General features: G+C 71.8%; 24 protein-coding genes. 15 read left to right on the top strand and 9 right to left on the bottom strand.

Features of this window, described 5'->3' with window-relative positions:
• Positions 1–72 precede the first annotated feature (72 nt).
• Entirely contained in the window at positions 73–1,323 is a 1,251-nt protein-coding gene (gene mycP, locus ACZ51D_RS24425; protein ID WP_465663524.1) for a type VII secretion-associated serine protease mycosin, read from the top strand.
• Positions 1,324–1,498: 175 nt separating this feature from the next.
• Here mycP and ACZ51D_RS24420 read toward each other — a convergent pair whose 3' ends face one another.
• Positions 1,499–2,185: an NAD(P)-dependent oxidoreductase gene (locus ACZ51D_RS24420; RefSeq protein ID WP_465663523.1), complete on the bottom strand. Its 687-nt coding sequence runs from the start codon at positions 2,183–2,185 to the stop codon at positions 1,499–1,501.
• 145 nt (positions 2,186–2,330) lie between these two features.
• Between ACZ51D_RS24420 and ACZ51D_RS24415 the strand changes: the two genes are divergently transcribed.
• Complete coding sequence (locus ACZ51D_RS24415; RefSeq protein WP_465663522.1) at positions 2,331–2,735, top strand: winged helix-turn-helix transcriptional regulator; 405 nt, start codon at positions 2,331–2,333, stop codon at positions 2,733–2,735.
• A gap of 89 nt (positions 2,736–2,824) precedes the next feature.
• Positions 2,825–3,445: a DinB family protein gene (locus ACZ51D_RS24410; protein WP_465620383.1), complete on the top strand. Its 621-nt coding sequence runs from the start codon at positions 2,825–2,827 to the stop codon at positions 3,443–3,445.
• 30 nt (positions 3,446–3,475) lie between these two features.
• Here ACZ51D_RS24410 and ACZ51D_RS24405 read toward each other — a convergent pair whose 3' ends face one another.
• Together ACZ51D_RS24405 and ACZ51D_RS24400 are read right to left on the bottom strand one after the other, a co-directional pair.
• Positions 3,476–3,916, bottom strand: coding sequence for an RNA polymerase sigma factor (locus tag ACZ51D_RS24405; RefSeq protein WP_360496864.1), 441 nt, complete (start codon positions 3,914–3,916; stop codon positions 3,476–3,478).
• A 672-nt stretch (positions 3,917–4,588) separates the two neighbouring features.
• Positions 4,589–5,239, bottom strand: a complete 651-nt coding sequence (locus tag ACZ51D_RS24400) for a hypothetical protein (protein WP_360496866.1) — start codon at positions 5,237–5,239, stop codon at positions 4,589–4,591.
• A gap of 256 nt (positions 5,240–5,495) precedes the next feature.
• Here ACZ51D_RS24400 and ACZ51D_RS24395 point away from each other — a divergent pair, with 256 nt between their 5' ends.
• On the top strand, positions 5,496–6,500 hold the full coding sequence (locus ACZ51D_RS24395) for a hypothetical protein (protein ID WP_465663521.1): 1,005 nt from the start codon (positions 5,496–5,498) through the stop codon (positions 6,498–6,500).
• Positions 6,501–6,579: 79 nt separating this feature from the next.
• Here ACZ51D_RS24395 and ACZ51D_RS24390 read toward each other — a convergent pair whose 3' ends face one another.
• A complete protein-coding gene (locus ACZ51D_RS24390; protein WP_465620388.1) occupies positions 6,580–7,170 on the bottom strand; it encodes an isochorismatase family protein in 591 nt (196 codons plus the stop codon).
• Between the two features lie 309 nt (positions 7,171–7,479).
• Positions 7,480–8,814, bottom strand: coding sequence for a nicotinate phosphoribosyltransferase (locus ACZ51D_RS24385; protein ID WP_465620390.1), 1,335 nt, complete (start codon positions 8,812–8,814; stop codon positions 7,480–7,482).
• 217 nt (positions 8,815–9,031) lie between these two features.
• Between ACZ51D_RS24385 and clpS the strand changes: the two genes are divergently transcribed.
• From clpS to ACZ51D_RS24350, 7 genes are all read left to right on the top strand, one after another.
• The gene (gene clpS, locus ACZ51D_RS24380; RefSeq protein WP_360253397.1) at positions 9,032–9,325 is read left to right on the top strand and encodes an ATP-dependent Clp protease adapter ClpS; all 294 of its coding nucleotides are present in this window, start codon (positions 9,032–9,034) and stop codon (positions 9,323–9,325) included.
• A gap of 106 nt (positions 9,326–9,431) precedes the next feature.
• A complete protein-coding gene (locus ACZ51D_RS24375) occupies positions 9,432–10,004 on the top strand; it encodes a DUF2017 domain-containing protein (RefSeq protein WP_465663520.1) in 573 nt (190 codons plus the stop codon).
• 352 nt (positions 10,005–10,356) lie between these two features.
• Positions 10,357–11,793: an amino acid permease gene (locus tag ACZ51D_RS24370; protein ID WP_465663519.1), complete on the top strand. Its 1,437-nt coding sequence runs from the start codon at positions 10,357–10,359 to the stop codon at positions 11,791–11,793.
• A 124-nt stretch (positions 11,794–11,917) separates the two neighbouring features.
• Positions 11,918–12,349, top strand: a complete 432-nt coding sequence (locus tag ACZ51D_RS24365; RefSeq protein ID WP_360496883.1) for a M67 family metallopeptidase — start codon at positions 11,918–11,920, stop codon at positions 12,347–12,349.
• Between the two features lie 139 nt (positions 12,350–12,488).
• Complete coding sequence (locus ACZ51D_RS24360; protein ID WP_317621128.1) at positions 12,489–12,608, top strand: putative leader peptide; 120 nt, start codon at positions 12,489–12,491, stop codon at positions 12,606–12,608.
• Positions 12,609–12,729: 121 nt separating this feature from the next.
• Positions 12,730–13,008 carry a MoaD/ThiS family protein gene (locus tag ACZ51D_RS24355; RefSeq protein WP_360496886.1) on the top strand — a complete coding sequence of 93 codons (279 nt, stop codon included), beginning with the start codon at positions 12,730–12,732 and terminating at the stop codon, positions 13,006–13,008.
• 107 nt (positions 13,009–13,115) lie between these two features.
• Entirely contained in the window at positions 13,116–14,084 is a 969-nt protein-coding gene (locus ACZ51D_RS24350; protein ID WP_465620397.1) for a PLP-dependent cysteine synthase family protein, read from the top strand.
• A gap of 30 nt (positions 14,085–14,114) precedes the next feature.
• Here ACZ51D_RS24350 and ACZ51D_RS24345 read toward each other — a convergent pair whose 3' ends face one another.
• Positions 14,115–14,573 carry a type II toxin-antitoxin system PemK/MazF family toxin gene (locus ACZ51D_RS24345; protein WP_465663518.1) on the bottom strand — a complete coding sequence of 153 codons (459 nt, stop codon included), beginning with the start codon at positions 14,571–14,573 and terminating at the stop codon, positions 14,115–14,117.
• A gap of 225 nt (positions 14,574–14,798) precedes the next feature.
• Here ACZ51D_RS24345 and ACZ51D_RS24340 point away from each other — a divergent pair, with 225 nt between their 5' ends.
• Entirely contained in the window at positions 14,799–14,990 is a 192-nt protein-coding gene (locus ACZ51D_RS24340; protein WP_465620401.1) for a MerR family transcriptional regulator, read from the top strand.
• 232 nt (positions 14,991–15,222) lie between these two features.
• The gene (locus tag ACZ51D_RS24335; protein WP_465620403.1) at positions 15,223–15,969 is read left to right on the top strand and encodes an MBL fold metallo-hydrolase; all 747 of its coding nucleotides are present in this window, start codon (positions 15,223–15,225) and stop codon (positions 15,967–15,969) included.
• Positions 15,970–16,054: 85 nt separating this feature from the next.
• Here ACZ51D_RS24335 and ACZ51D_RS24330 read toward each other — a convergent pair whose 3' ends face one another.
• The gene (locus ACZ51D_RS24330) at positions 16,055–16,969 is read right to left on the bottom strand and encodes a branched-chain amino acid transaminase (protein WP_465620404.1); all 915 of its coding nucleotides are present in this window, start codon (positions 16,967–16,969) and stop codon (positions 16,055–16,057) included.
• Positions 16,970–17,170: 201 nt separating this feature from the next.
• On the opposite strand from ACZ51D_RS24330, the gene ACZ51D_RS24325 reads away from it, so the two are divergent.
• Positions 17,171–18,184, top strand: a complete 1,014-nt coding sequence (locus ACZ51D_RS24325; RefSeq protein ID WP_465620406.1) for a helix-turn-helix transcriptional regulator — start codon at positions 17,171–17,173, stop codon at positions 18,182–18,184.
• A 186-nt stretch (positions 18,185–18,370) separates the two neighbouring features.
• Here ACZ51D_RS24325 and ACZ51D_RS24320 read toward each other — a convergent pair whose 3' ends face one another.
• Together ACZ51D_RS24320 and ACZ51D_RS24315 are read right to left on the bottom strand one after the other, a co-directional pair.
• Positions 18,371–19,642 (bottom strand): PTS transporter subunit EIIC, encoded by a 1,272-nt coding sequence (locus tag ACZ51D_RS24320; RefSeq protein ID WP_360496904.1) that lies wholly within the window; start codon positions 19,640–19,642, stop codon positions 18,371–18,373.
• 481 nt (positions 19,643–20,123) lie between these two features.
• Positions 20,124–21,425 (bottom strand): PTS transporter subunit EIIC, encoded by a 1,302-nt coding sequence (locus tag ACZ51D_RS24315; RefSeq protein WP_465620408.1) that lies wholly within the window; start codon positions 21,423–21,425, stop codon positions 20,124–20,126.
• A 402-nt stretch (positions 21,426–21,827) separates the two neighbouring features.
• On the opposite strand from ACZ51D_RS24315, the gene ACZ51D_RS24310 reads away from it, so the two are divergent.
• Positions 21,828–22,061 carry a PTS sugar transporter subunit IIB gene (locus ACZ51D_RS24310; RefSeq protein ID WP_030284095.1) on the top strand — a complete coding sequence of 78 codons (234 nt, stop codon included), beginning with the start codon at positions 21,828–21,830 and terminating at the stop codon, positions 22,059–22,061.
• Positions 22,062–22,228 lie beyond the last annotated feature (167 nt).

Below are 22,228 nucleotides of genomic sequence, written 5' to 3'. Positions count from 1 at the left end.
CGGACTGGTGATCTGATCGCATCCCGCAGGTCGGTGACCTGCGGGATGCCTCGCTGAGTGAGGTGACCAGGTTTGACGAGCCGCCGGGTGGCGCGTGGTGCGGCGGCACTGGCCGCCGGGGTACTGATGGTGGGCTTCGCCGTGCCAGCGGCGTCGGCCGATCAGATCAGGGATCAGCAATGGGCTCTGAAGACGTTCGAGGCCGAAGCGAAGGTCTGGCCGATCAGCCAAGGTGACGGCGTGGTCGTAGGTGTGATTGACACCGGGGTGAGCCAGGAGCAGCCGGACCTGAGCGGGCAGGTGCTTCCTGGGGCTGACTTCTCCGGTGCGAGCTCAGACGGCCGCGTGGACACCGACGGCCATGGCACCGGGATGGCCAGCCTGATCGCGGGGCATGGACATGGTTCCCGGGAAGGGGTTATGGGCCTGGCCCCGAAGGCGAAGATTCTTCCGGTGAAGGTGGTAACCGACAGCGGCGACTCGGATCCCCAGCCGACGCCTGATTCCCAGCAGAACGATTTCGCGGACGCGATTCGGTTTGCGGTGGATCACGGTGCGAAGGTCGTCAATATTTCTCTCGGAGGTAATTATCGATTCGACTCGAAGTTGCGTAAAGCTGTCAACTATGCGGTGTCGAAGGACGTCGTGCTCGTGGCCAGTACCGGCAACAGCGGCTCTGGCTTTGGCGCTGATTATCCGGCGGCTTTCCCCGGGGTTGTAGCCGTGGGGGCTGTGGACTCCAACGGGGCAGCATGGGACCGTTCCACGTCGGGCGTCGAGACCACGCTCACCGCTCCTGGCGTGGGGATCTACCGTTCCGCGTTGAAGTCATCGACGGGCTACGAGCGTAGGAACGGCACCTCGGACTCCACTGCCTATGTCTCTGCGACTGCGGCACTCATTCGTTCCAAGTACCCGAACCTGTCCGCCGGGCAGGTGATCAATCGGATGATCAAGTCGGCCACGCCTCCGGCCGATGGGTCGGCGGTGCCGAACAACCGGTACGGGTACGGGCTCCTTGCACCGGCGAAGGCTCTGGAAGCGAATCCGGCCGTGGACAACGGGTCTCAGGACAATCCCCTGGTCGGGCGGAAGGAATCGCGGGGTACGCCTCCTCCGATGGATGAGGCCACGGACGAGCCCTCTGCGGAGGTCATGGTTCCTGAGGGGGATGGCAGCAGCAGCGGAATTGGATTTGGTGTCGGGGTGGCGATCGGCCTGGCGCTGTGGGCTGCGCTTGTCTGTGGTGTGGTGTTTGTGGTCGTACTCGTGGTGCGGGCGAGGAGGCGGAAGCGGGCGGCGGCCGGCGGGACGTATCAGTGAGTGCTCAGCCATTCCTCCCGTAGGGCGGCCATGTGGAGGACGTCCCAGTAGCGGTTGTCCCAGGGGGGCCTCGCGGGCGCGGTCTTCGAGGGTGAAGCCGGATTTGCGTAGGTGTGGGCGGGCCGGCGGTCGTGCGGCTCAGGATGGCCGGGGGGTTCCGGTTCGTCCACGCGTTTCATTCGGCGACGGCGATCTGTTCCCGGTGGTGTGTGGGGGTGGTGAGTTCGTCGACGATGGCGGTGGCGAGGTCGGCCTGGGCGATGCGGGGGCCGAGGACGTGGGGGCCGCCGACGCGGTAGCGGCCGGTGCCGGGGGCGGTGCGGTCGAGGTCCATCGGCGGGGTGACGACGACCCAGTCGAGGGTGGTGGGGGAGGCGTGGAGGAGGTCGTGGGCGGCGCTGTGGCCGAGCGAGAAGGCGCGGTAGGCGTCGGGGAAGTCGGGGTCGTCGTGGATGGCGGTGCCGGGGGTGGTCTGCAGGGTGGTGGCGACGCCGACGTGGACGAGGCGTCGCACGCCGGCTTGGCCGAGGCCGGTGACCAGGGCGGTGGTGGCGGCACGGTAGAAGTCGGTGGAGGGGGTGTCGGGGGTGTAGATGCTGCTGACGGCGGCGGCGTGACCGGGGGCGGTGGTGGCGATGGCGGCGGGGTCGGTGACGTCGCAGCGCAGGAGGGTGACGCCGTCGCGGTCGAGGTCGGTGTGGCGTTCGGGGTGGCGGACGGCGGCGGTGACGGTGAGTCCGCGCCGGAGGGCCTCGGCGATGACGGCGCGGCCGACCTGGCCGCCCGCGCCGTAGACGATGACGTCCGTGGTGTGCTGGTCGTCCTTCGGGGCGGTGGCGTCGGTGGTGTCGTTGCTGGTCATGGCGGTCTTCCGTCCGTTGGGGCGGGCGTTGTCGCCCGCCGGTGTGGTGACGGTAGACCGGGGGGTGCCGGTTACTTCAACGGTACCGGGGCGGTACTGGGGGGACGTCGGGTGGGGCCGGGGCGGCGGCGGGTACGGTCGGGGTATGACTGGGGGTACGGCAGTGAGTGTGGAGCAGAGTGGCGCCGCGGTGCCGTTGACGGCGGACTTCTTCCCGGACTGCCCGGTGCCGGCCGTGCCGGTGTTGGGCAGCCGGAAGTGGGCGTGGAAGATCATGTGCTGCCTGGAGGGCGGTCCGCGCCGCTTCTCGGAGTTGCGGGTGCCGTTGGTGGGGATCACCGCCAAGGTGTTGGCGGAGTCGCTGCGTTCGATGGAGCAGGACGGTGTGGTGGACCGCACCGAGTACGGCGGGAATCCGCCGCGGGTCGAGTACGCGCTCACGTCGTTGGGCCGGACGTTGCTGGGGCCGATGGACGCGGTGTGCGCGTGGAGCCGTGAGCACCTGGGCGGTCTGCTGGCGGCGCGGGTGGAGTACGAGCGGGAGCGCTGAGCGGGGCCCGACGGGGCTGGCAGTATTTCGGCGGCCGCTGGCGTTCCTGCCGCTGGTGGGGTGCTTGCGGTGGCGGCCATGCTGGGCCCATGAGCACTTCTGAGAACGCCCCGGACACCGCGAACGCCACGGACACCGCGAACGCCACGGACGCCACGAACGCCTCCGGCGCCGCCGGGGAGATCGTCCCCGACACCAAGGACTGGACCTGGGTGCTCGAACGCCCGTGCTCCGACTGTGGGTTGGACACACCGAAGGTGGTGCCCGCGGATGTCGCCGGGATGATCAGGGCCAATGCGGAGGGCTGGCTGGCGGTGCTGGCCGGGGACGAGGACGGGCTGCGCCGTCGGCCGGAGCCGGGTGTCTGGTCGGACCTGGAGTACGCGTGCCACGTCCGGGACGTCTTCCGGCTGTTCCACGTCCGGTTGAACCTCATGCTCGACCGGGACGACCCGCTGTTCGCGAACTGGGACCAGGACGAGACGGCCGTCGCCGAGCGTTACGGGGAGCAGCTGCCGCGGGTGGTGGCGGGGGAGCTGGCGGAGGCTGCGGAGACGCTGGCCGCGGCCTTCGAGCGGGTGGCCGGCGAGCAGTGGCTGCGGATCGGGAGCCGCTCCGACGGGGCGCGGTTCACGGTCGAGTCGTTCTCCCGGTACCTGATCCACGACCCGGTGCACCACCTGTGCGACGTGACGGGCGAGCGGGTCTGAGACCCTCCGAGGGTCGCGCGGGGCGCGAGGTCACCAGCCGGAGGCCTCGCGCAGCATGGTGCGGCGCAGTCGTCCGGCGACGCTGGCGGCGTCGGTGCCGATGACGTCGGCGATCTCGGGGGCGGCGAGGCCGACGACGTAGTGCAGGATCGCCAGGTCGTCCTCGGCGGGGTGGCGGTCCGGGTCCGGCGACTCCCGCCGGGTGTGCTGGGCGACGGTGCCGCGCAGGATCTCCCAGGCGTGCGCGGTCGGGTTGGAGCTGCCCATCAACTCGCGCCAGTGCACCGCGATTTCGGCGAAGGCCTGTTGGACGGCGGTGGCCGCGTCGCTGCGCTCGGTCAGCCACACCCGGGCGTAGCTGAGGTACCGGGGGCGGTGGAGTTCGCAGAATGCGGTGAACTCCAGAGGTACGTCCTCCGGCTCGCCGGGCCCCGGGGGTGGCTCGGCGGAAGTCGTGTGACGGTTGGTCATCTCGTCTTCTCGGAAAGGGAGATGGGTCTTTGGCGGTCGATCATCTGTGCTCACTCTACGGTAGGCCCTCGGTGCGCTGGGTGACCAATCCGATGGAATGCCCGGAACCCGCCGCCGCCCGGCCGGTTCCGGTGACGACCGGGTGCGGAGCGGTGGTGGAGCGGCCGGGCGGCGGACCGGCGCGGGGCCGGCGGGGCGGTGCCGCGCAGTGGCGGGGGAGGCGTAGGTGCGAGCGCGTCGCAGCTGGTCAGGGGGTATAGGACGGCCATGACTGCAAGGCAGTTGATGTGCCACCGTAGGGCTTGTGACGGCTGACGTCCACGCCCCCGGCGCGAACCCGCGCCCGCACAACCACCCGCGCAACCGCGCTCACGATTACCGCGGCGATCAACGCGCCGAGGGGTGCGGACAGGGACGAGGGCGTCACCACGACCGCCCGTACGACCACACGCATGGCCGCATCCGGGGCCGCGTCCGGGGCCGTGGTCGGGGGCGGGGTCGCTGATCCGGGTGGTCCTGCGGTTGCCGGTCGCCCCCGTGCACATCGACCACGCCCCGGCGGCCTGAAGCTGGCTTCGGCGGCCGGGGCGAAGCGGACGGGCGAAGCGGGCGGCCGAAGCGGACGAGTGGTGCGGTCGCCCGCCGGGAGCTCGTCCGTCGGGAGGCTGTCCGTCAGGAGGTCGTCCCGGCCTCCGACGGGGAGAGCCGGTCGGGGGCGGTGTCCCGTTCGAGCTGGGCGGGGAAGGACTCGACGGCCCGTCGCCGGGCGGCCTGCGCGGCCGTGGCGGCTGCGGCCGCAGCCGCCGCAGCTGCTCCGGCGGCGGCCTCCTCGCGCTCGCACCGGTGTGCCGCACCGACGGCGTGCGCCCCGGTCGCGTGCGCCCCGGAGGCGTGCGAGCCAGGGCCGTGCGCCCCGGCCGCGTGCACCGCCGGAGTGTGTCCGCCGGTGGTGCCGTGTCCTCCGGGAGGCCGTCCCGTCGCGGCTCGTCGGCGTCGGCCGACCGCGGCCCGGGCGGCGTGTTCCTCGGCCGCCTGTCTGGCGGCCAGGTAGGCCTGTACCGCCGCCATGCCGTAGACCGGCTGGATGAGCTGGTGGCCTTTGAAGAACGGTCTGGCCGGGGCGAATCCGGCGGCGACGACCAGGTCGCGGATCTCTGCTATCTCGGCTTCACTGCGGGCGGTGAAGCGGACCTCCCAGCCCTTCTTGTACGTATGGCCCTTTTCGCCGCTCCGGCGGGCGGGGTCCGGGCGGCGGACGTATCCGGGCAGGCGGCCGAGGCGGAGCTGGGCCGCGCGGAGGCCGGCGGTCTCGTCACGTGACATGACGTAAGCCTAGGCAATCCTTGGGGTGGGATTGACGCCCGGAGGGTCCCTCGCCGTATGCCCTTGGTCACTCTGGGTCAGGCGACCAGGTCGGCGATCGTTTTCAATCAGATATGACAACTGTATGGGCGTCAATTACTCCAAATGAGTGAGGGTATGAGGACTTTAGTGCGGGCTGGTCCCGGTTTCGCGACGGTTGCGTAACAGTGCGTCAGGCTCCCGGTCGCGGGTCGCGGCGGTTGGGGATGGTGTCGGCATGAGCTACCGGATTCCCTCGCCTCCGCTGTCGCTGGAGGAGCTGGCGAAGCGTCAGCAGAACGTCGTCACCGCGAGTCAGCTGCGCACCCGGGGCGTGCCGGCTCGTGTCGTCACCGAGCACTGCCGCCGGGGCGGCCCCTGGCGGCGGCTGCTGCCCAGGGTCTACCTGCTGCAGTCCGACGAGCCCACCCCGGAGCAGCGGATCTGGGCCGCGCTGCTGTACGCGGCGCAGAACGGTCGCGAGGAGGGCCGCCGCGAGGGCGCGGTGATCACCGGGGCGGCCGCGCTGGCGCTGTACGGCTTCGCGGCCGTGCCCCGACTGCCCGCGGTGACCGGGGTGGACGTCCTGGTGCCCCGCCAGCGTCGGCTGAAGGACGTCGGCGAGGTGCGGATCCGGCGCACCGAACGGGAGTTGGTGGCCCGCTCGGTGCACGGCCTGGCCTGTGCGCCGGTGGCCCGGGCGGTCGCGGACGCGCTCGGCGAGTGGACGGCGGACCCGGGGGCTCCGGCGCCGGTGCGCGCGGTGCTGCGGGAAGCCGTCTCCCGTGGCGAGAACGGCTGCACGGTACGCGAGTTGGCCGCCGAGCTGATCGAGTCCGGGCTGACCGACGAGCCCCGGGTGCGTGCCGCGCTGGACGAACTCCTCGCCGCCGAGCGGGACTCGGTGCTGGAGCGGGTCGGTCACCTGGTGGACGAGTGGCTGCTGCCGGTCCCGCTGAACGCCCCCGAGCTGCGGATGCGCCGCGGCACGTACATCGCCGTCCCGGACCTCTACTGGCCGGAGCGCGGCGTCGCGGTGGAGGTGGACTCGGACCTGCGCTGCGTCAGCGAGGGCGAGGCGGCCTGGGTGCGCGGCGGCCAGCACCGGATGGAGTACCTGGGCATCCGCGTGGTGTACGTCTCCGGGGCCCGGCTGGCCGCCGACCCGGACGCGGTCGGCGGCGAGCTGCGCGAGGCCCATCGGGTCGGCGGCACGGACGTGGTGGAGCTTCTGGTGGTCTGAACCTCCCGGTGTCCTCCCGGTGCCGTCGGCGCGGCATCACGGGGCATCACGGGGCGTCAGGGGGCGTCAGGCGGGGGCGCTAGGAACGGACCACCGGTGTGCCGACCAGCTCGACCCCGGCCGCCCGCAGCTCCTCCAGCGCGGCGGCGGTGGTCTCCGCGGCCACCCCGGCGGTGAGGTCCAGCAGGACGCGGGTGGCGAAGCCCGCCCGGGCGGCGTCCAGCGCGGTCGCCCGGACGCAGTGGTCGGTGGCGATGCCCACCACGTCGACCTCGTCGACCTGTCGCTCGCGCAGCCACTCCACCGGACCGCGGTTGTTCTCGTCCAGCCCCTCGAAGCCGCTGTACGCCGCCGAGTGGGCGCCCTTCTCGAAGACCGCCTCGACCGCGCCGGAGATCACGGCGGGCGCGAAGTTCGGGTGGAAGCCCACGCCCTCGGTGCCGGCCACGCAGTGCGGCGGCCAGCTGTCGACGTAGTCCGGCTCGGTGGAGAAGTGCGCACCCGGGTCGATGTGGTGGTCGCGGGTGGCGAGGATGTGCTGGTAGCCGGGGGAGGATTCGGCGATCAGGTCGGTGATGGCGGCGGCCACCTCGGCGCCGCCGGTGACGGCCAGGCTGCCGCCCTCGCAGAAGTCGTTCTGAACGTCGACGACGATCAGTGCCCGGTGCATGGCTCGCATCCTCGGATGTCGGGGGCCCGCGGGAGGCGGCGCCCCGGTGGGGGAGCCCTCGGGAGTACTCGGCCCGGCGGTGCGGGGCTCGGGGGTTCTCGGGGAGCTCCGGGGAACTCTACGGCTGACTCTAGGGAGTGCCGCGCGGGGGCGGAAGTCCCGGGGCCGGCCCGGTGGCCGGACCCGGGGCCTCCGCGTGGCGACCGACTGACGACGGGCCGGGTCGGCGGACCGCGTCGGCCGGTGGGTCGTACGGGTCAGTGGGTCGGGTCGGGTCAGTGGGTCGTACGGTTCGGTGGGCCGTACGGGTCAGTGGGTCGGGTCGGTCGGCAGGACCAGCTCGGTCGGCAGCACCGGGTCGCCCTTGGAGAGCTGGGTGGCCGACAGGGGCAGCGCGGCCCGGGCGCGGATGTGCCGTTCGCGGGCGGCGCTCAGCGGCTCCCGGCCGACCGTCTCGCCGGCCCGGACCAGCGGCACCTGCACGAGGTGCGGCCGCAGCTCGTCCGGGACGGGCCCGGTGCCGACCACCTCGGCCTCGGCCACACCGTCGGCGTCGGGCCGGCGGGCGGCCCACTTGCGGCCGCCGATGCTGGTCTTGCCGCCCGCCGCGCGCTTGGCCACCGGCACCAGCGGCCCGCCGTCGGTCCCGGCCCGGGCGACCAGCTTGTAGACCATGGCGCAGGTCGGGTGCCCGCTGCCGGTGACCAGACTGGTGCCGACGCCGTAGCCGTCCACCGGGGCGGCGGCCAGGGCGGCGATCGCGTACTCGTCCAGGTCCGAGGTGACGATGATCCGGGTCTTCTCGGCGCCCAGTTCGTCCAGCTGGCGGCGGACCCGGTGGGCCAGCAGGGTGAGGTCGCCGGAGTCGATCCGGACGGCGCCCAGCTCGGGGCCGGCCACCTCGACCGCGGTGCGCACGGCCTCGCGCAGGTCGAAGGTGTCGACCAGCAGCGTGGTGCCCTTGCCCATCGAGGCGATCTGGGCGCGGAAGGCGTCCCGCTCGCTGTCGTGCACCAGGGTGAAGGCGTGCGCGGCGGTGCCGGTGGTCGGGATGCCGTGGGTGAAGCCGGCCTCCAGGTCGGAGGTGGCGGCGAACCCGGCCACGTACGCGGCCCGGGCGGCGGCGACGGCGGCCTGCTCGTGGGCCCGGCGGGCGCCCATCTCGATCACCGGGCGGCCGCCGGCGGCGGCGGTCATCCGGGAGGCGGCGGCCGCGATCGCCGAGTCGTGGTTGAGGATCGACAGGATCACCGTCTCCAGGATCACCGCTTCGGCGAAGCTGCCCTCGACGGTGAGCAGCGGCGAGCCGGGGAAGTAGACCTCGCCCTCGGGGTAGCCCTGGATGTCCCCGCGGAAGCGGTAGTCGGCGAGGAAGCGCAGGGTGTCCTCGTCGACCACGCCCTGGCCGGCCAGCCAGTCGAGCTGGGCGGTGGAGAAGCGGAAGTTCTCGACGGCGTCGAGCACCCGGCCGGTGCCGGCCATGACGCCGTAGCGGCGGCCGCCGGGCAGGCGACGGGTGAACACCTCGAAGACGGAGTGGCGGTGCGCGGCCCCGCTGCGCAGGGCGGCCTGCAGCATGGTGAGCTCGTAGCGGTCGGTGAGTAGCGCGGTCGAGCCGGCCGCGCGCACTGAAGTGGCGTCCATGCGGATGATGCTACTACCACTTAGCGTCAGAGTGACGATTTCTCGGAGTGATTCGTCGGCGGGCCCCCCGGGCGCCCGGGATCCGGTGCCGAGGGTCGGCCCCGACGCGCCCTTCGGCTCGGGCCGGTGGGCCGGGTCGGAATCGCCCGGGTGTCCCCCGGATGGCAGCATGGGGCTTGAGGAGTAACGGACGAGTGTGCAGCGAGGAGGACCCGGCGTGAGTGTCGCGCCCGCGGAGATCGAGCGCCCTGAGGTCGAAGGGCTGCCGGTGGCAGAGCCGGACACGCCCTGGGTGACCATCGTGCACAACGACGCGGTCAACCTGATGAGCTACGTCCAGTACGTCTTCCAGGCCTACTTCGGCTATCCGAAGGACAAGGCCCGGAAGCTGATGATGGACGTCCACACCAAGGGGCGGGCGGTGGTCTCCAGCGGTTCCCGCGAGGAGATGGAGCGCGACGTCCAGGCGATGCACGGCTACGGCCTCTGGGCGACGCTGCAGCACGACTGACGCCGCAGCATCACCGGCGCTGCGGCACGACCGGCGCTGCGGCGCGACTGGAGCCGGACCGCCGGCCGGATGACCGAAGACGACGAAGACGGGCTGACCGATACAGATGGCTGGGTTGTTCGAGAGCACCGGCGGTGGCGGCGCGACGATCGCGCTGGACGAGTGGGAGGCCTCCATCCTCCGCTCGCTGGAAGTGCAGTTGCTGGAGCTGATCGGCCCCGGCCCGGGCGGGGAGGGCGGTGACCCGCTGGCCGCGCTGTTCGCCGAGGGGCCGACCGAGGCGCCCGCCGACCCGGTGCTGGCCCGGTTCTTCCCGGACGCCTACGGGGACCCGGAGAAGCCGGACGACGACGAGGCCACGGCCGCGTCCGGGGAGTTCCGCCGCTTCACCGAGCTGGACCTGCGGGCCCGCAAGCGGGACGACGCGCTGTTCGTCATCCGGGCGCTGGACGGCCTCGGCGGCGACGGGGTGCTCAAGCTGGGCACCCCCGACTGCCCGCGCTGGCTGGGTGCGCTGAACGACCTGCGGCTGGCCCTCGGCGTCCGGCTGGAGGTCACCGAGGGCGAGGAGGAGGGCCTCTACGCGCTGCCGGACGGCGACGAGCGCAAGCCGCTGGTGATGGCGTACCTGTGGCTGGGGGCGCTGCAGGAGTCGCTGCTGGAGGCGATGGCCGACTGAGCGGCGTCGGCCGGGCGAACGGGCCGGGCCGCGTGGGGTAGGGCCGAGTGGGCAGGGCCCGGTCGGGTGAGCAGAGTCCCGGACAAGTGAACAGGGCCTGAACTCAAGGCAATTCCTGCGTGAACGTGGAGCGGCTCGGTCCGCTCCCGTTCGCGCTTCCGGGGCAAGCCTGCCCGGTTTCGGGCAAGCCCAGGCGGTTTCGTCCAGCATGTGGACGATTCGCTGGGTCCTTTCCATGCAAAATAGGACAAACCCTGACAGGTCATGCTCAAATATCGCTCAGATGGGCACCGCTGTCCGGACGTCGCGTGGTACGACTTCTCCACCCCCGAGACGACCAGGACGGTGCATCATGGCCGAGAAGTTGTCCGACCATGTGGTCGAGACCAAGCCGGACGAGGAGGGCTACGAGCGGGGACTCGGCAGCCGCCAGATCCAGATGATCGCGATCGGCGGAGCGATCGGCACCGGCCTCTTCCTCGGCGCCGGCACCGCGATCTCCAAGTCCGGCCCGAGCCTGATCCTCTCCTACGCCATCGCCGGCCTGGTGATCTTCGTGATCATGCGCGCCCTCGGTGAACTCCTCACCTACCGTCCGGTCTCCGGCAGCTTCGCCGAGTACGCGCGGGAGTTCCTCGGCCCCTTCGCCGGCTACGTGACCGGCTGGACGTACTGGCTGTTCTGGGTCGTCACCGGCATGGCCGAGACCACCGCCGCCGCCGTGTACGTGAAGTTCTGGGCACCCGGCATACCCCAGTGGACCAGCGCGCTGACCTTCCTGGTCGTCCTCTACGCGGCCAACCTGATCTCGGTGAAGCTGTTCGGCGAGATCGAGTTCTGGTTCTCCATGGTCAAGGTCACCGCCATCATCGGCATGATCCTGATCGGCGTCGGGGTGCTCACCCTCGGCTTCAGCAAGGCCGGTGACACCGCGTCGATCACCCACCTGTGGCAGGACGGCGGCTTCTTCCCCAAGGGCATCGGCTCCACCGTGATGACCCTTCAGATCGTCATGTTCGCCTACCTGGGCGTCGAACTCGTCGGCGTCACCGCGGGCGAGAGCGAGAACCCCGAGAAGACCCTCCCGCGCGCCATCAACACCCTGCCCTGGCGCATCGCGCTGTTCTACATCGGCGCCCTGGTCGTCATCCTCTCGCTCGTGCCGTGGACCGAATTCCAGCCCGGCGTCAGCCCGTTCGTCGCCGCCTTCGGCAAGATCGGCATCCCGGCGGCGGCCGGCATCATCAACTTCGTGGTGCTCACCGCCGCGCTCTCCTCCTGCAACTCCGGGATGTACTCCACCGGCCGCATGCTGCGCGACCTCGCCCTGCGCGGACAGGCCCCCGGGCAGCTCACCAAGCTCAACTCCCGCCGCACCCCGGCCTTCGCGATCACCGTCTCCAGCCTGCTGATGGGCATCGGCGTGGTGCTCAACTACCTCGTCCCGGCACGGGCGTTCGAGTACATCACCTCGGTCGCCACGGTCTGCGGCCTGTGGACCTGGGCGATGATCCTGATCTCCCAGATCCGCTACCGGAAGGCCTGGAAGGCCGGCCACCTGCCCGCACCCTCCTTCAAGGCGCCCGGCGGCGCCTGGGTCAGCTGGGCCGCGCTCGCCTTCCTCGCCCTGGTCGTGGTGCTGATCGGCCTGGACGAGGACAACCGGATCTCGCTCTACGTCTTCCCGGGCTGGGCGCTGCTGTTGGTGATCGGCTACCGCTTCCTCCAGCGCCGCAACCCGCAGGCCGTCGACAATCCGCAGGCCGTCGACAACCCGCAGGCCGGCTGAACCCGCCCCTCGTACGGGCACCGGAACCGCCCCGCGGACACCCGTTGACCGCGCCTCGGACGCCCGGTGCCCGGGCCTCGGACGCCCCGGCGGACAGCCGCCGGGGCGTGGCTATCCTGACCGCATGCTGACCATCACCCGAGAACTCCGCGACCGGATCGTGGCCCACGCCCGCGCCGACCACCCGGACGAGGCCTGTGGCGTGGTCGCCGGGCCGGCCGGCAGCGGACGGCCCGAGCGGTTCATCCCGATGCTCAACGCCGCCCGCTCGCCCACCTTCTACGAGTTCGACTCGGGCGACCTGTTCAAGCTCTACCGCGAGATGGACGACCGCGACGAGGAGCCGGTGATCGTCTACCACTCGCACACCGCCACCGAGGCCTACCCCTCGCGCACCGACGTGAGCTACGCCTCCGAGCCGTTCGCCCACTACGTCCTGGTCTCCACCGCCGACGGCAACGGCGAGGGCGACCCCTACCAGTTCCGCTCGTTCCGCATCGTGGACGGCGAGATCACAGAGGAAGACGTCCAGGTCGTCGAGGCCTACCAGGCCTGACCGGCACCCACCCGGACGCGGCCCGCCGACCCCTCGCGAACGGTCGGCGGGCCCCTGTCGTCTCAGCACTGGGAACGGGAACATCCGGATCCCGAGACGGGCATGTCTAAGCGGGCCCGGGAATCTATACGATGAGCCCATGCGTTCCGTCGATGTGAGCAACCAGGCCCCGGGCACCCGCCTCGTGGCGCGCCTGCACATCGACCTGTGCCGGCACGCCGGCGCGATCTGTCCAGGCACGCCCGCGCGCTCGCGCTGAGAGCCGCCGCACCCCCACCCGGGCCCGCCGCTCCCGCGGCGGCGCCGAGCCCCGGGCACCCGTCCGCCCTGCCGCGCCCGCTGCGGCCCACCCACTCCACGACTCGCACAGGAGCGCACCCATGGCCATCGAGGTCCGCATCCCGACCATCCTCCGCACCTACACCGACGGCGCCAAGGCCGTCGAGGGCAACGGCAGCAACCTCGGGGAACTCTTCACCGACCTCGACGCCCGCCACCCGGGCATCGCCGCCCGCCTGCTGGACGGCGGCGAGCTGCGCCGCTTCGTCAACGTCTACCTGAACGACGAGGACGTCCGCTTCCTGGAGGGCATCTCCACCGCCCTCGCCGACGGCGACAGCGTCACCATCCTGCCCGCCGTGGCCGGCGGCGCCCGCTGATCCCGGTTACCCCGCCGACCTCCCGGTTCCCCCGCCACCGGCGGGGGAACCACCCCTCGTGACCCTCACCGCCGTGTGACCCTCACCGCCGTGGCCGGAGGCCTCCCTTGCGTTACGACAGTCCGCTCGAAGCCGTCGGCAACACCCCGCTGGTCCGCCTGCCGCGGCTGTCCGCCGCCGTCCCCGGCAACACCGAGGGCCTGGTCACCCTCTGGGCCAAGCTGGAGGACCGCAACCCGACCGGCTCGATCAAGGACCGTCCGGCGCTGCACATGATCGAGCGCGCCGAGGCCGACGGCCGGCTCACCCCGGGCTGCACCATCCTCGAGCCCACCAGCGGCAACACCGGCATCTCGCTCGCCATGGCCGCCAAGCTCAAGGGCTACCGGATGGTCTGCGTGATGCCCGAGAACACCAGCGAGGAACGGCGCGAACTGCTCCGCATGTGGGGCGCCGAGATCATCCCCTCCCCGGCCGCCGGCGGCTCCAACACCGCCGTCCGGATCGCCAAGGAGATCGCCGCCGAGCACCCCGACTGGGTGATGCTCTACCAGTACGGCAACCCCGACAACGCGGGCGCCCACTACACCGGCACCGGCCCCGAGATCCTCGCCGACCTGCCGACCGTCACCCACTTCGTGGCCGGCCTCGGCACCACCGGCACCCTGATGGGCGTCGGCCGCTACCTGCGCGAGAAGGTCCCCGGCGTGAAGATCGTCGCCGCCGAACCGCGCTACGACGACCTGGTGTACGGGCTGCGCAACCTCGACGAGGGCTTCGTCCCCGAGCTGTACGACGCCGAGGTGCTCACCACCCGCTTCTCGGTCGGCTCCGCCGACGCCGTCCGCCGCACCCGCGAACTCCTGCAGCAGGAGGGCATCTTCGCGGGCGTCTCCACCGGCGCCATCCTGCACGCGGCGATCGGTGTCGGCCGCAAGGCCGCGGCCGCGGGGGAGCGCGCGGACATCGTCTTCGTGGTCGCCGACGGCGGCTGGAAGTACCTGTCCACCGGCATCTACACCGCCGAGTCCACCGAGGCGGCGGTCGAGGCGCTGCAGGGCCAGCTCTGGGCGTAGCCCGCTCGCGGGCCCGCCTCGGGGCAGGCCCTAGTTCAGCACCTGCTGCGCCCGGGCCCACACCTGCCGGTCCACCGTGCCGGCCCGGCGGCGGAAGGCCGACAGTGGCACCTCGCGCAGCTCGTCGGTCTCCAGCCAGCTGACCCGGCCCTGCCGGTCGCCCACCGAACCGGGCGGCAGCGGCAGTACGCCCGGGCGCTCGGCGTGGTGCTTGCTGGTGATCTTCGCGACGGTGGCGGTCCGGGCGTTCACCCGCAGCACCAGGCACGGGCGGTCCTTCGACCCGGGGCCGTCCTCGAACGGCACCTCCGCCCACCAGATCTCCTGCGGCTCCGGGCGGGCCCTGGTGCTCGGGCGCGGACGCGGGCCGGTCGGCCCCGCCGGGCGCGGGGCCGGGCGGGTGCGCCGTGCCATCAGCGCCACGACCGCCGCCACCAGCGCGACGCCGACCACCGCCAGGACGACCCAGGTACCAGTCATGCCGTTCATGCGGCGAACCGTACCGGGCCGGGGGCGGACGCCACCACCGTGTCGGCTGTGACAGTTGAGTATTTGTCCGCGCGTTGCTCCCGGTTCGTCACGAAACCGCCACTGTGCCCGTTCCGCGCCGTACGTCCGGCTCGCGCCCGGACAGGCTGCGTCACGAACGTCCGCCCCCGCCCCCCGGAGGTGCCTCGTGAGTGAGCGCAGCGAGCGAACAACCGGACGGTGCGCATGAGCCGTAGCGCCGAACCGTGGTCCTACGCCGAGATCGCCCGCCACATCAACGTCCAGCCCGAGACCGTCCGCAACTACCGGCGGCACGGTCTGCTGCCCGACCCGGACGTGACCGACGCCAACGGCCACCCCCGCTGGTACCCCGACACCATCCGCGCCTGGGCCCGCAACCGCCCCCGGCGCCGCTGATCCCCACCCACACCCCCGCCCCTGCCCCCACCTCCGCTCCCGCCCCCGGTCCCGTCCCCGGCGTTCTGGTGATTCCAGCCACAGCCCGGCACGGGGACGGGGGCAAAGTGCCGCTCCACCCTTACCCTCGACACACCAACGCAGTGCTACCGGCCGGTCCACCGGCCCGGCCTGCCGTTTTCCATGCCGTTTTCCAACAGCAGCCAGGACGTGTCGGGGTGGAGGGGCTCGGATGAAACTGACCGTGGTGGGGTGCTCGGGGAGCTTCCCGTCCGCCGACTCGCCCTGCTCCAGCTACCTGGTCGAGGCGGAGGGCTACCGCGTCGTCCTCGACCTCGGCAACGGAGCCCTCGGCGCCCTGCAGAAGTACACCGGCCTCTACGACGTCGACGCCGTCCTGCTCAGCCACCTGCACGCCGACCACTGCGTCGACCTGTGCGCCTACTGGGTGGCCCGCAACTACCGCGCCGAGGGCTGCCCCGAACTGCTCCCCGTGTACGGCCCGGCCGGCACCGCCGAGCGGCTCGCCCGTGCCTACGACATGCCGGAGAACCCGGGCATGAAGGAGGTCTTCGAGTTCCGCACCCTCACCCCCGGCAGCTTCGACCTCGGCCCGTTCCGGATCGACGTCGCCCAGGTCAACCACCCCGTCGACGCCTTCGCCTTCCGCCTCGAACACGGCGGCCGCTCGCTCGTCTACAGCGGCGACACCGGCGAGAGCGCCGAACTCGTCGAACTCGCGCGCGACACCGACCTCTTCCTCTGCGAGGCCGCGTACATCGACGGCCGCGACACCTACCAGGCCGTCCACCTCAACGGCCGCGAAGCCGGCGAGCACGCCACCGCCGCCGGTGCCCGCCGGCTCGTCCTCACCCACATCCCCCCCTGGACCGACGCCGAGCACAACCGCCGCGACGCGGCCGCCGCCTACACCGGCCCGGTCGACATCGCCCGCGCCGGCGCGGTGTACGAGATCTGACCGGGCCGCCCCGCCCCGCCGGGGCCCGTCCGGTGCCGGGGCCCGTTCGCTGCCGGGACCCGTACGGTGTCGCGGCCGACCCCGGTCAGAGCACCGGCGTCAGCCAGTGCCGGTAGCGCGGGTCGGCGCCCGTCACGGCCGCCTGGTACGCCTCCCGCAACCGGACGGTGACCGGGCCGGGAGACTCGGGGAGCGCACGGTCGTCCAGGGCACGGACCGGGATGACGCCCGCCGCCGTGCCGCAGACGAAGAGCTCGTCCGCCGCGTAGAGATCCGAGCGCAGCAGGCCCTCCACGCGGACCTCCACCCCCAGGTCGCGGGCCAGGGTCAGCACCGTGTCCTGGGTGATGCCCTCCAGAGCGCCCGCGCTCGACGGAGGCGTGCGCAGCACCCCGTCCCGCACGGTGAACACGTTCTCCCCGGTGCACTCGCTCACCGTGCCGTCCGGACCGAGCAGCAGCGCCTCGTCGTAGCCCGCGTCATTCGCCTCCCGACGGGCGAGCACCGAGTTCAGGTACGGGCCGGTGGCCTTCGCCGCGGGCGGCACCGCGTTCGGGTCGTTCCGCCGCCAGCTGCTCGTCTTCAACGTGATCCCGCCCTCCGCGGGCGGGAGTTGGCCCAGCCACTCCCAGCTCGCGATCGACACGGTGACCGGCGACGCCCGCATGTCGATGCCCATCGAGCCGTACCCGAGGAACGCGAAGTGCCGCAGGTAGCACTCCCGGTGGCCGTTGGCGCGCACCAGGTCCACCGTCGCCTTCGTCAAGTCGGCGAGATCGTACGGGAGTTCCATCCGGATCATCCGGGCACTGCGGTCCAGCCGGCGCAGGTGCTCGGACAGCCGGAACACCGCCGGACCGTCCGCCGTGGCGAACACCCGGGTGCCCTCCAACACCCCCGTGCCGTAGTGCAGGCCGTGCGTGAGGACGTGCACCCGGGCCTCCCGCCAGGGCACCAGGGAGCCGTCCAACCAGATCGTCGAAGCTTCGGGAAGAGCCATGCCGCACATCCTGCGCGCCACCGCACCGCAGGTCAGCCCACCCGGGCCGACCGGAACCGGCCATGACCGGGAGCGGAAGACCCGTCCCGCAACGCGGACTCCGCCGGGGCCGCCCGGGCCCGCGGGCCGACGGCGACCGCGCCGTCTCGCGGAGCGGAAACCCCCGACCGGCCCCGCCCCACCCGCACTAGGCTGCGCCCGATGGAGAGCACCACCGGCACCGACGCCACCCGGCTCTACGCCCGCCTGCTCGCCGAACCCGGCCACCCGCCCGAGGCACTCGGCCTCGACTGGGACGCCCCCCGGCTCGCCGCCGCCACCACAGAACTGCACACCCTCGGGCTGCTCCAGCCGGCCGCCGCCCCCGACACGGCCCCCACCGGCACCGCCGTCTCGGTCGACACCGCCGTCCGCCAGCTCCTGCTCGACGCCGATACCCAGGTCACCGCCCTCGTCGCCGCCCTGCGTCACGCCCGCGAATCCGTCGACCGGCTGCACACCGGCTACCTGCCCGTCCAACAGCGCCACCGCACCGGAACCGGTAGCGGAACCGGCACCGGCCTCGAACTCGTCCGCGGCGCCGACCGGATCGCCGCCCTGCTCGAGGACGCCGCCCGCGGCGCCCGCACCGAAGCCCTCTCCCTGCGCCCCGGCCAGGACCTCTCCGGACCCGCCCTGGCCGGCAAACTCGCCCGCGAACGCCTCGCCCTCGCCCACGGCGCCGCCCTGCGCACCATCTACCCGGCCGCCGCGCTGCGCCGCCCGGCCGTGCTGGCGCACGTGCGGGAGCTGACCGGGGCCGGGGCCAGGATCAGGGCGGCGCACTCGCTGCCGCTCTGGCTGATCGTGGTGGACGCCCGGCTGGCGATCCTGCCGGCGCCCGGTTCGGGACCGGGCGGGGACGCTCCGGCCGCCGAGGCGGCGGTGGTGGTCCGCGAGCCGGCGCTGGTCGAACTGGTGGCGGAGCTGTTCGAGTACTTCTGGTCGGCGGCCTGGACGCCGCCGGAGCTCGGACCGGAGGAACGCGAGATGACCGATCGTCAACGCGCCGTGCTGCGACTGCTGGCGGCCGGGCTGACGGACGCGGCGATCGCCCGGAAGCTGGAGGTGTCGGAGCGCACGGTGCGCCGGCTGGTCGCCGAACTGACTGCCGGCCTGGGCGCGGAGAGCCGCTTCCAGGCCGGCGTGCACGCGGCCCGGCGCGGGTGGATCTAGGGCCGGCTCAGGGGGGCGTGAGGCACGAGGCGTTCACCGCCTCAGTTGACCAGGGCTTCCGTCGGTTCGTCCGCCGCCCTTTCCACGCGCTGGAACGCCAGGGCGTCCGGGTGCGCGAAGGGCCCCGCCCCGCCGCCGGGGGAGCGGCGGCGGGGCGGGGCCCTTCGGACGGGAGGGACGCGGGCGTCAGGCCTTGGTGACGTCCTCGATCTCGTCGTCGTCCTCGCGACCGGGGGTCTTGAGGTTGAACTTGGTGATCGCGAAGCGGAACAGGAAGTAGTACAGCGCCGCGAAGACCAGGCCGATCGGGATGATCAGCCAGGGCTTGGTGGCCAGGTTCCAGTTGAGCCCGTAGTCGATCAGGCCGGCCGAGAAGCCGAAGCCGTCGTGCACGCCCAGGCTCCAGGTGATGGCCATCGAGAGGCCGGTGAGCAGCGCGTGGATCAGGTAGAGCACCGGGGCGATGAACATGAACGAGAACTCGATCGGCTCGGTGACACCGGTCACGAAGCTGGTCAGCGCGACCGAGATCATCATGCCGAGCACGGCCTTGCGGCGCTCGGGGCGCGCGGTGTGGGCGATCGCCAGGGCGGCGGCCGGCAGGCCGAACATCATGATCGGGAAGAAGCCCGACATGAACTGGCCGGCGGTCGGGTCGTTGTGGAAGAAGCGCGGGATGTCGCCGGTCCAGGTGTGGCCGGAGGCGTCGGTGAAGCTGCCGACCTGCTGCTGGAAGAAGGTGTTCAGGAACTGGTGCATGCCGACCGGGATCAGCGCGCGGTTGGCGACACCGTAGATGCCGGAGCCGGCGGCGCCGAGACCGGTCAGCCAGTCGCTGGCGTGGGTCAGGCCGGTGCCGATCGGGCCCCAGGCCAGACCCATGACGACGCCGAGCAGGGTGCCGACGAAGGCCATGATGATCGGCACGAGGCGGCGGCCGTTGAAGAAGCCGAGCCAGTCGACGAGCTTCTTGCGGTGGTACTTCTGCCAGATCACGGCGCTGAGCAGGCCGACGACGATGCCGCCGAAGACGCCCGGGTTCTGCGGCTTTCCGGCCGGCAGTGCCGCGGTGACGGTGCCGTCCATCGGGAAGACGGTCAGCACGTTGTGGAAGACCAGGTAGCCGACCAGGGCGGCCAGCGCGGTGGAACCGTCCGCCTTCTTGGCGAAGCCGATCGCGACACCGACGCAGAACAGCAGCGGCAGGTTGCTGAACACGGCGTCACCGGCGGTGGCGAAGACCTCGGCGACCTTTCCCCAGCCGAGTCCGTCCTTGCCGAAGACGTCGGGCTGGCCGAGCCGGAGCAGGATACCGGCGGCCGGGAGGACGGCGACCGGCAGCTGGAGGCTGCGGCCGATCTTCTGCAGGCCCTGGAGGACGTTCTGGCCGAACTTCTTGGCGGGGCTTGGCGCGGCCGGAGCCGTGGCGGGCGCCGGTGCCTGCGCAGACTGACTCATGGGGGTGGGTTCCTAACGGCATGGCGGTCGGTCGGGGGATGGGCACAGGGGGCCAACCGCGAACTGGTCTACACCACGGGTGGTGTAGACCAGTTTCTAGCACGGGTGGAGAAGGCGGGGAACCCGGAAAGCGCCGTCGCGGGGAAGCGCTATGAAATCGAAACCTAGTCGGGGAACGGCGATCTTGATTACGTGTGCGATGGGGATTTTGGCTATTTGCGCAACAAAAAGAGCCCGCCGCCGCCGGGGTCGCGGTGGCGGGAGCTGAGAGTGACCGCGGTGTCGCAGATCCGCCTGACCGGGGCTTCCCGCCGTCGTGGTCGGTCGCCGCCGAGGAGCGCTTCGTCGGTGGCCGTATCGCGGCCGAATTGCCTTTCGAACGTCAGCCGGGCAGGGAAACAAGTCCTTTCCCGAAATGCCGAAGGCCCCCGGACCGGCGGGTCCGGAGGCCATTGCGGGATGCTGCCCGGGGCGCTCTGTTTCAGGCTTTGGTGACGTCCTCGACCTCGTCCTCGTCCTCGCGCCCCGGTGTTTTCAGGTCGAATTTGACGATGATGAACCGGAAGAGCGCGTAGTACACGACGGCGAAGCAGAGGCCGATGACGATGATCAGCCACGGCTTGGTGGCCAGCCCCCAGTTGATCACGTAGTCGATCAGGCCGGCCGAGAAGCTGAACCCGTCGTGCACCCCGAGCCCCCACGTCACCGCCATCGAGGCGCCGGTCAGCAGGGCGTGCACCGCGTACAGGGCCGGGGCGATGTAGGCGAAGGAGTACTCGATCGGCTCGGTGACACCGGTGACGAAGGACGTCAGGCCGACCGAGAGCATCAGGCCGTAGATCTCCTTGCGGCGGTGCAGCTTGGCCGAGTGCGCGATCGCGAGCGCGGCGGCGGGCAGCGCGAACATCATGATGGGGAAGAAGCCGGACAGGAACTGTCCGGCCGTCGGGTCGCCCGCCAGGAAGCGTGGGATGTCGCCGTGCACCATCGCGCCGTCGGCCTTGGTGAAGTCGCCGAACTGGAACCAGACGAAGGTGTTCAGCAGCTGGTGCATGCCGATCAGCAGCAGCGCGCGGTTGCACACGCCGAAGATGCCGGAGCCGCCCGCGCCCAGGTCGGCGAGGTCCTGCGAGAAGTCGTTGAGGCCGCGGCCGATCGGCGGCCAGATCCAGAGCGCGAGGACGGCGATCACCAGGCCCACCAGGGCGGTGATCATCGGCACGAGGCGGCGGCCGTTGAAGAAGCCGAGCCAGTCCACCAGCTTGGTGCGGTGGAACCGGACCCAGAGCCAGGCCGACAGCAGGCCGATCAGGATGCCGCCCAGCACCCCCGGATTCTGGTACGTCGCGGCCGCGATCTTCGCCGACGAGTAGTCCACGCACTGGCCCGTCCAGGCGTCCGGGACCGGGACCGTCCCGCCCTTGCAGTGCTCCGGGAAGGCGTGCAGGACCCTGAAGTAGACCAGGAAGCCGACCACGGCGGCGAGCGCGGTCGAGCCGTCCGCCTTCTTCGCCATGCCGATCGCGACGCCGACGCAGAACAGCATCGGCAGGCCGAAGGAGGAGTCGAGCAGTGCGCCGCCGGCGGCGGCGAAGACCCTGGCGACGTTGTCCCAGCCCAGGCCGTCCTTGCCGAACACGTCGGGCTGGCCGAGCCGGTTCAGGATGCCCGCCGCCGGGAGCACGGCCACCGGCAGCTGCAGCGAACGGCCCATCTTCTGGAGGCCGCCGTAGAAGGAGTGCCACCACGTCGTCTGCGGGGCTGTGGCGCCTGCCGAACTCATCCTTCGCCTTCCGGGAGCAGTTGCCGGCCAGTGGCCCCCTGCGGGACCCTCGGGCGGGGCTCAGGAACGCCCGGGGCCGGTTCTGCGTTCATCGGAGTACACATATATTGGTGTAGACCACCATCGGACGCAGGTCGCACTCCGGGACTCCGGCCCCGCTGATCGTCATCCTCGGGCGGCGATCGGGAGCCTGCCCGCCGGAGTGGGCCAAAAGTGGCCTAACGTGGCAAACCGGACCTGCGCGGGTGATGCTGGTCGCGCTGCCCGGCAGCACGACCGCAGCTGAACCCGCGTCAGCCGCACGGACCTCGCCGCCCCGCGGCCGAGGGACAACCCCCACAGCACAGCGCACGACGGCACCCGGCAGAGCGGCCGGCGAGCCGAGACAGAGGGAGAAATCAGATGGCCAGCAAGGCTGAGAAGATCGTCGCCGGTCTGGGCGGAATCGACAACATCGAAGAGGTCGAAGGCTGCATCACCCGCCTGCGCACCGAGGTCAAGGACGCCGCCCTGGTCGACGAGGCCGCCCTCAAGGCCGCCGGCGCCCACGGCGTCGTCAAGATGGGCACCGCGATCCAGGTCGTCATCGGCACCGACGCCGACCCGATCGCCGCCGACATCGAAGACATGATGTGAGCTGAACCACCCGGGCCCACCCACCGAGCCGCGAGGCTCACTCACCGAGCCACCCAGGCTCACCCACCGAGCCACCCGGGCCCACCCGCCCGGCCCGCCACCCCACCCGAGGGAACGGCGGGCCGCGGCGCACCCGGACAGCGGGCCCCGGCGCACCGACACGGCCC

This window comes from Kitasatospora sp. NPDC033851 (genome assembly GCF_055576085.1).
The sequence above is the reverse complement of the archived record's forward strand: the minus strand, read 5'-3'. Positions and strand labels throughout refer to the sequence as shown.

Bases quoted from the DNA above. Each gene is read 5' to 3' on its own strand.
- ACZ51D_RS24390 (WP_465620388.1), bottom strand. From the start codon at position 7,170: ATGCACCGGGCACTGATCGTCGTCGACGTTCAGAACGACTTCTGCGAG.
- ACZ51D_RS24360 (WP_317621128.1), top strand. From the start codon at position 12,489: ATGCGTTCCGTCGATGTGAGCAACCAGGCCCCGGGCACCCGCCTCGTG.
- ACZ51D_RS24405 (WP_360496864.1), bottom strand. From the start codon at position 3,916: ATGACCAACCGTCACACGACTTCCGCCGAGCCACCCCCGGGGCCCGGC.
- ACZ51D_RS24365 (WP_360496883.1), top strand. From the start codon at position 11,918: ATGCTGACCATCACCCGAGAACTCCGCGACCGGATCGTGGCCCACGCC.
- ACZ51D_RS24370 (WP_465663519.1), top strand. From the start codon at position 10,357: ATGGCCGAGAAGTTGTCCGACCATGTGGTCGAGACCAAGCCGGACGAG.
- ACZ51D_RS24385 (WP_465620390.1), bottom strand. From the start codon at position 8,814: ATGGACGCCACTTCAGTGCGCGCGGCCGGCTCGACCGCGCTACTCACC.
- ACZ51D_RS24345 (WP_465663518.1), bottom strand. From the start codon at position 14,573: ATGAACGGCATGACTGGTACCTGGGTCGTCCTGGCGGTGGTCGGCGTC.
- ACZ51D_RS24315 (WP_465620408.1), bottom strand. From the start codon at position 21,425: ATGAGTTCGGCAGGCGCCACAGCCCCGCAGACGACGTGGTGGCACTCC.
- ACZ51D_RS24340 (WP_465620401.1), top strand. From the start codon at position 14,799: ATGAGCCGTAGCGCCGAACCGTGGTCCTACGCCGAGATCGCCCGCCAC.
- ACZ51D_RS24400 (WP_360496866.1), bottom strand. From the start codon at position 5,239: ATGTCACGTGACGAGACCGCCGGCCTCCGCGCGGCCCAGCTCCGCCTC.
- ACZ51D_RS24415 (WP_465663522.1), top strand. From the start codon at position 2,331: ATGACTGGGGGTACGGCAGTGAGTGTGGAGCAGAGTGGCGCCGCGGTG.
- ACZ51D_RS24410 (WP_465620383.1), top strand. From the start codon at position 2,825: ATGAGCACTTCTGAGAACGCCCCGGACACCGCGAACGCCACGGACACC.
- ACZ51D_RS24375 (WP_465663520.1), top strand. From the start codon at position 9,432: ATGGCTGGGTTGTTCGAGAGCACCGGCGGTGGCGGCGCGACGATCGCG.
- ACZ51D_RS24330 (WP_465620404.1), bottom strand. From the start codon at position 16,969: ATGGCTCTTCCCGAAGCTTCGACGATCTGGTTGGACGGCTCCCTGGTG.
- ACZ51D_RS24310 (WP_030284095.1), top strand. From the start codon at position 21,828: ATGGCCAGCAAGGCTGAGAAGATCGTCGCCGGTCTGGGCGGAATCGAC.
- ACZ51D_RS24355 (WP_360496886.1), top strand. From the start codon at position 12,730: ATGGCCATCGAGGTCCGCATCCCGACCATCCTCCGCACCTACACCGAC.
- ACZ51D_RS24320 (WP_360496904.1), bottom strand. From the start codon at position 19,642: ATGAGTCAGTCTGCGCAGGCACCGGCGCCCGCCACGGCTCCGGCCGCG.
- ACZ51D_RS24420 (WP_465663523.1), bottom strand. From the start codon at position 2,185: ATGACCAGCAACGACACCACCGACGCCACCGCCCCGAAGGACGACCAG.
- ACZ51D_RS24395 (WP_465663521.1), top strand. From the start codon at position 5,496: ATGAGCTACCGGATTCCCTCGCCTCCGCTGTCGCTGGAGGAGCTGGCG.
- ACZ51D_RS24335 (WP_465620403.1), top strand. From the start codon at position 15,223: ATGAAACTGACCGTGGTGGGGTGCTCGGGGAGCTTCCCGTCCGCCGAC.
- ACZ51D_RS24325 (WP_465620406.1), top strand. From the start codon at position 17,171: ATGGAGAGCACCACCGGCACCGACGCCACCCGGCTCTACGCCCGCCTG.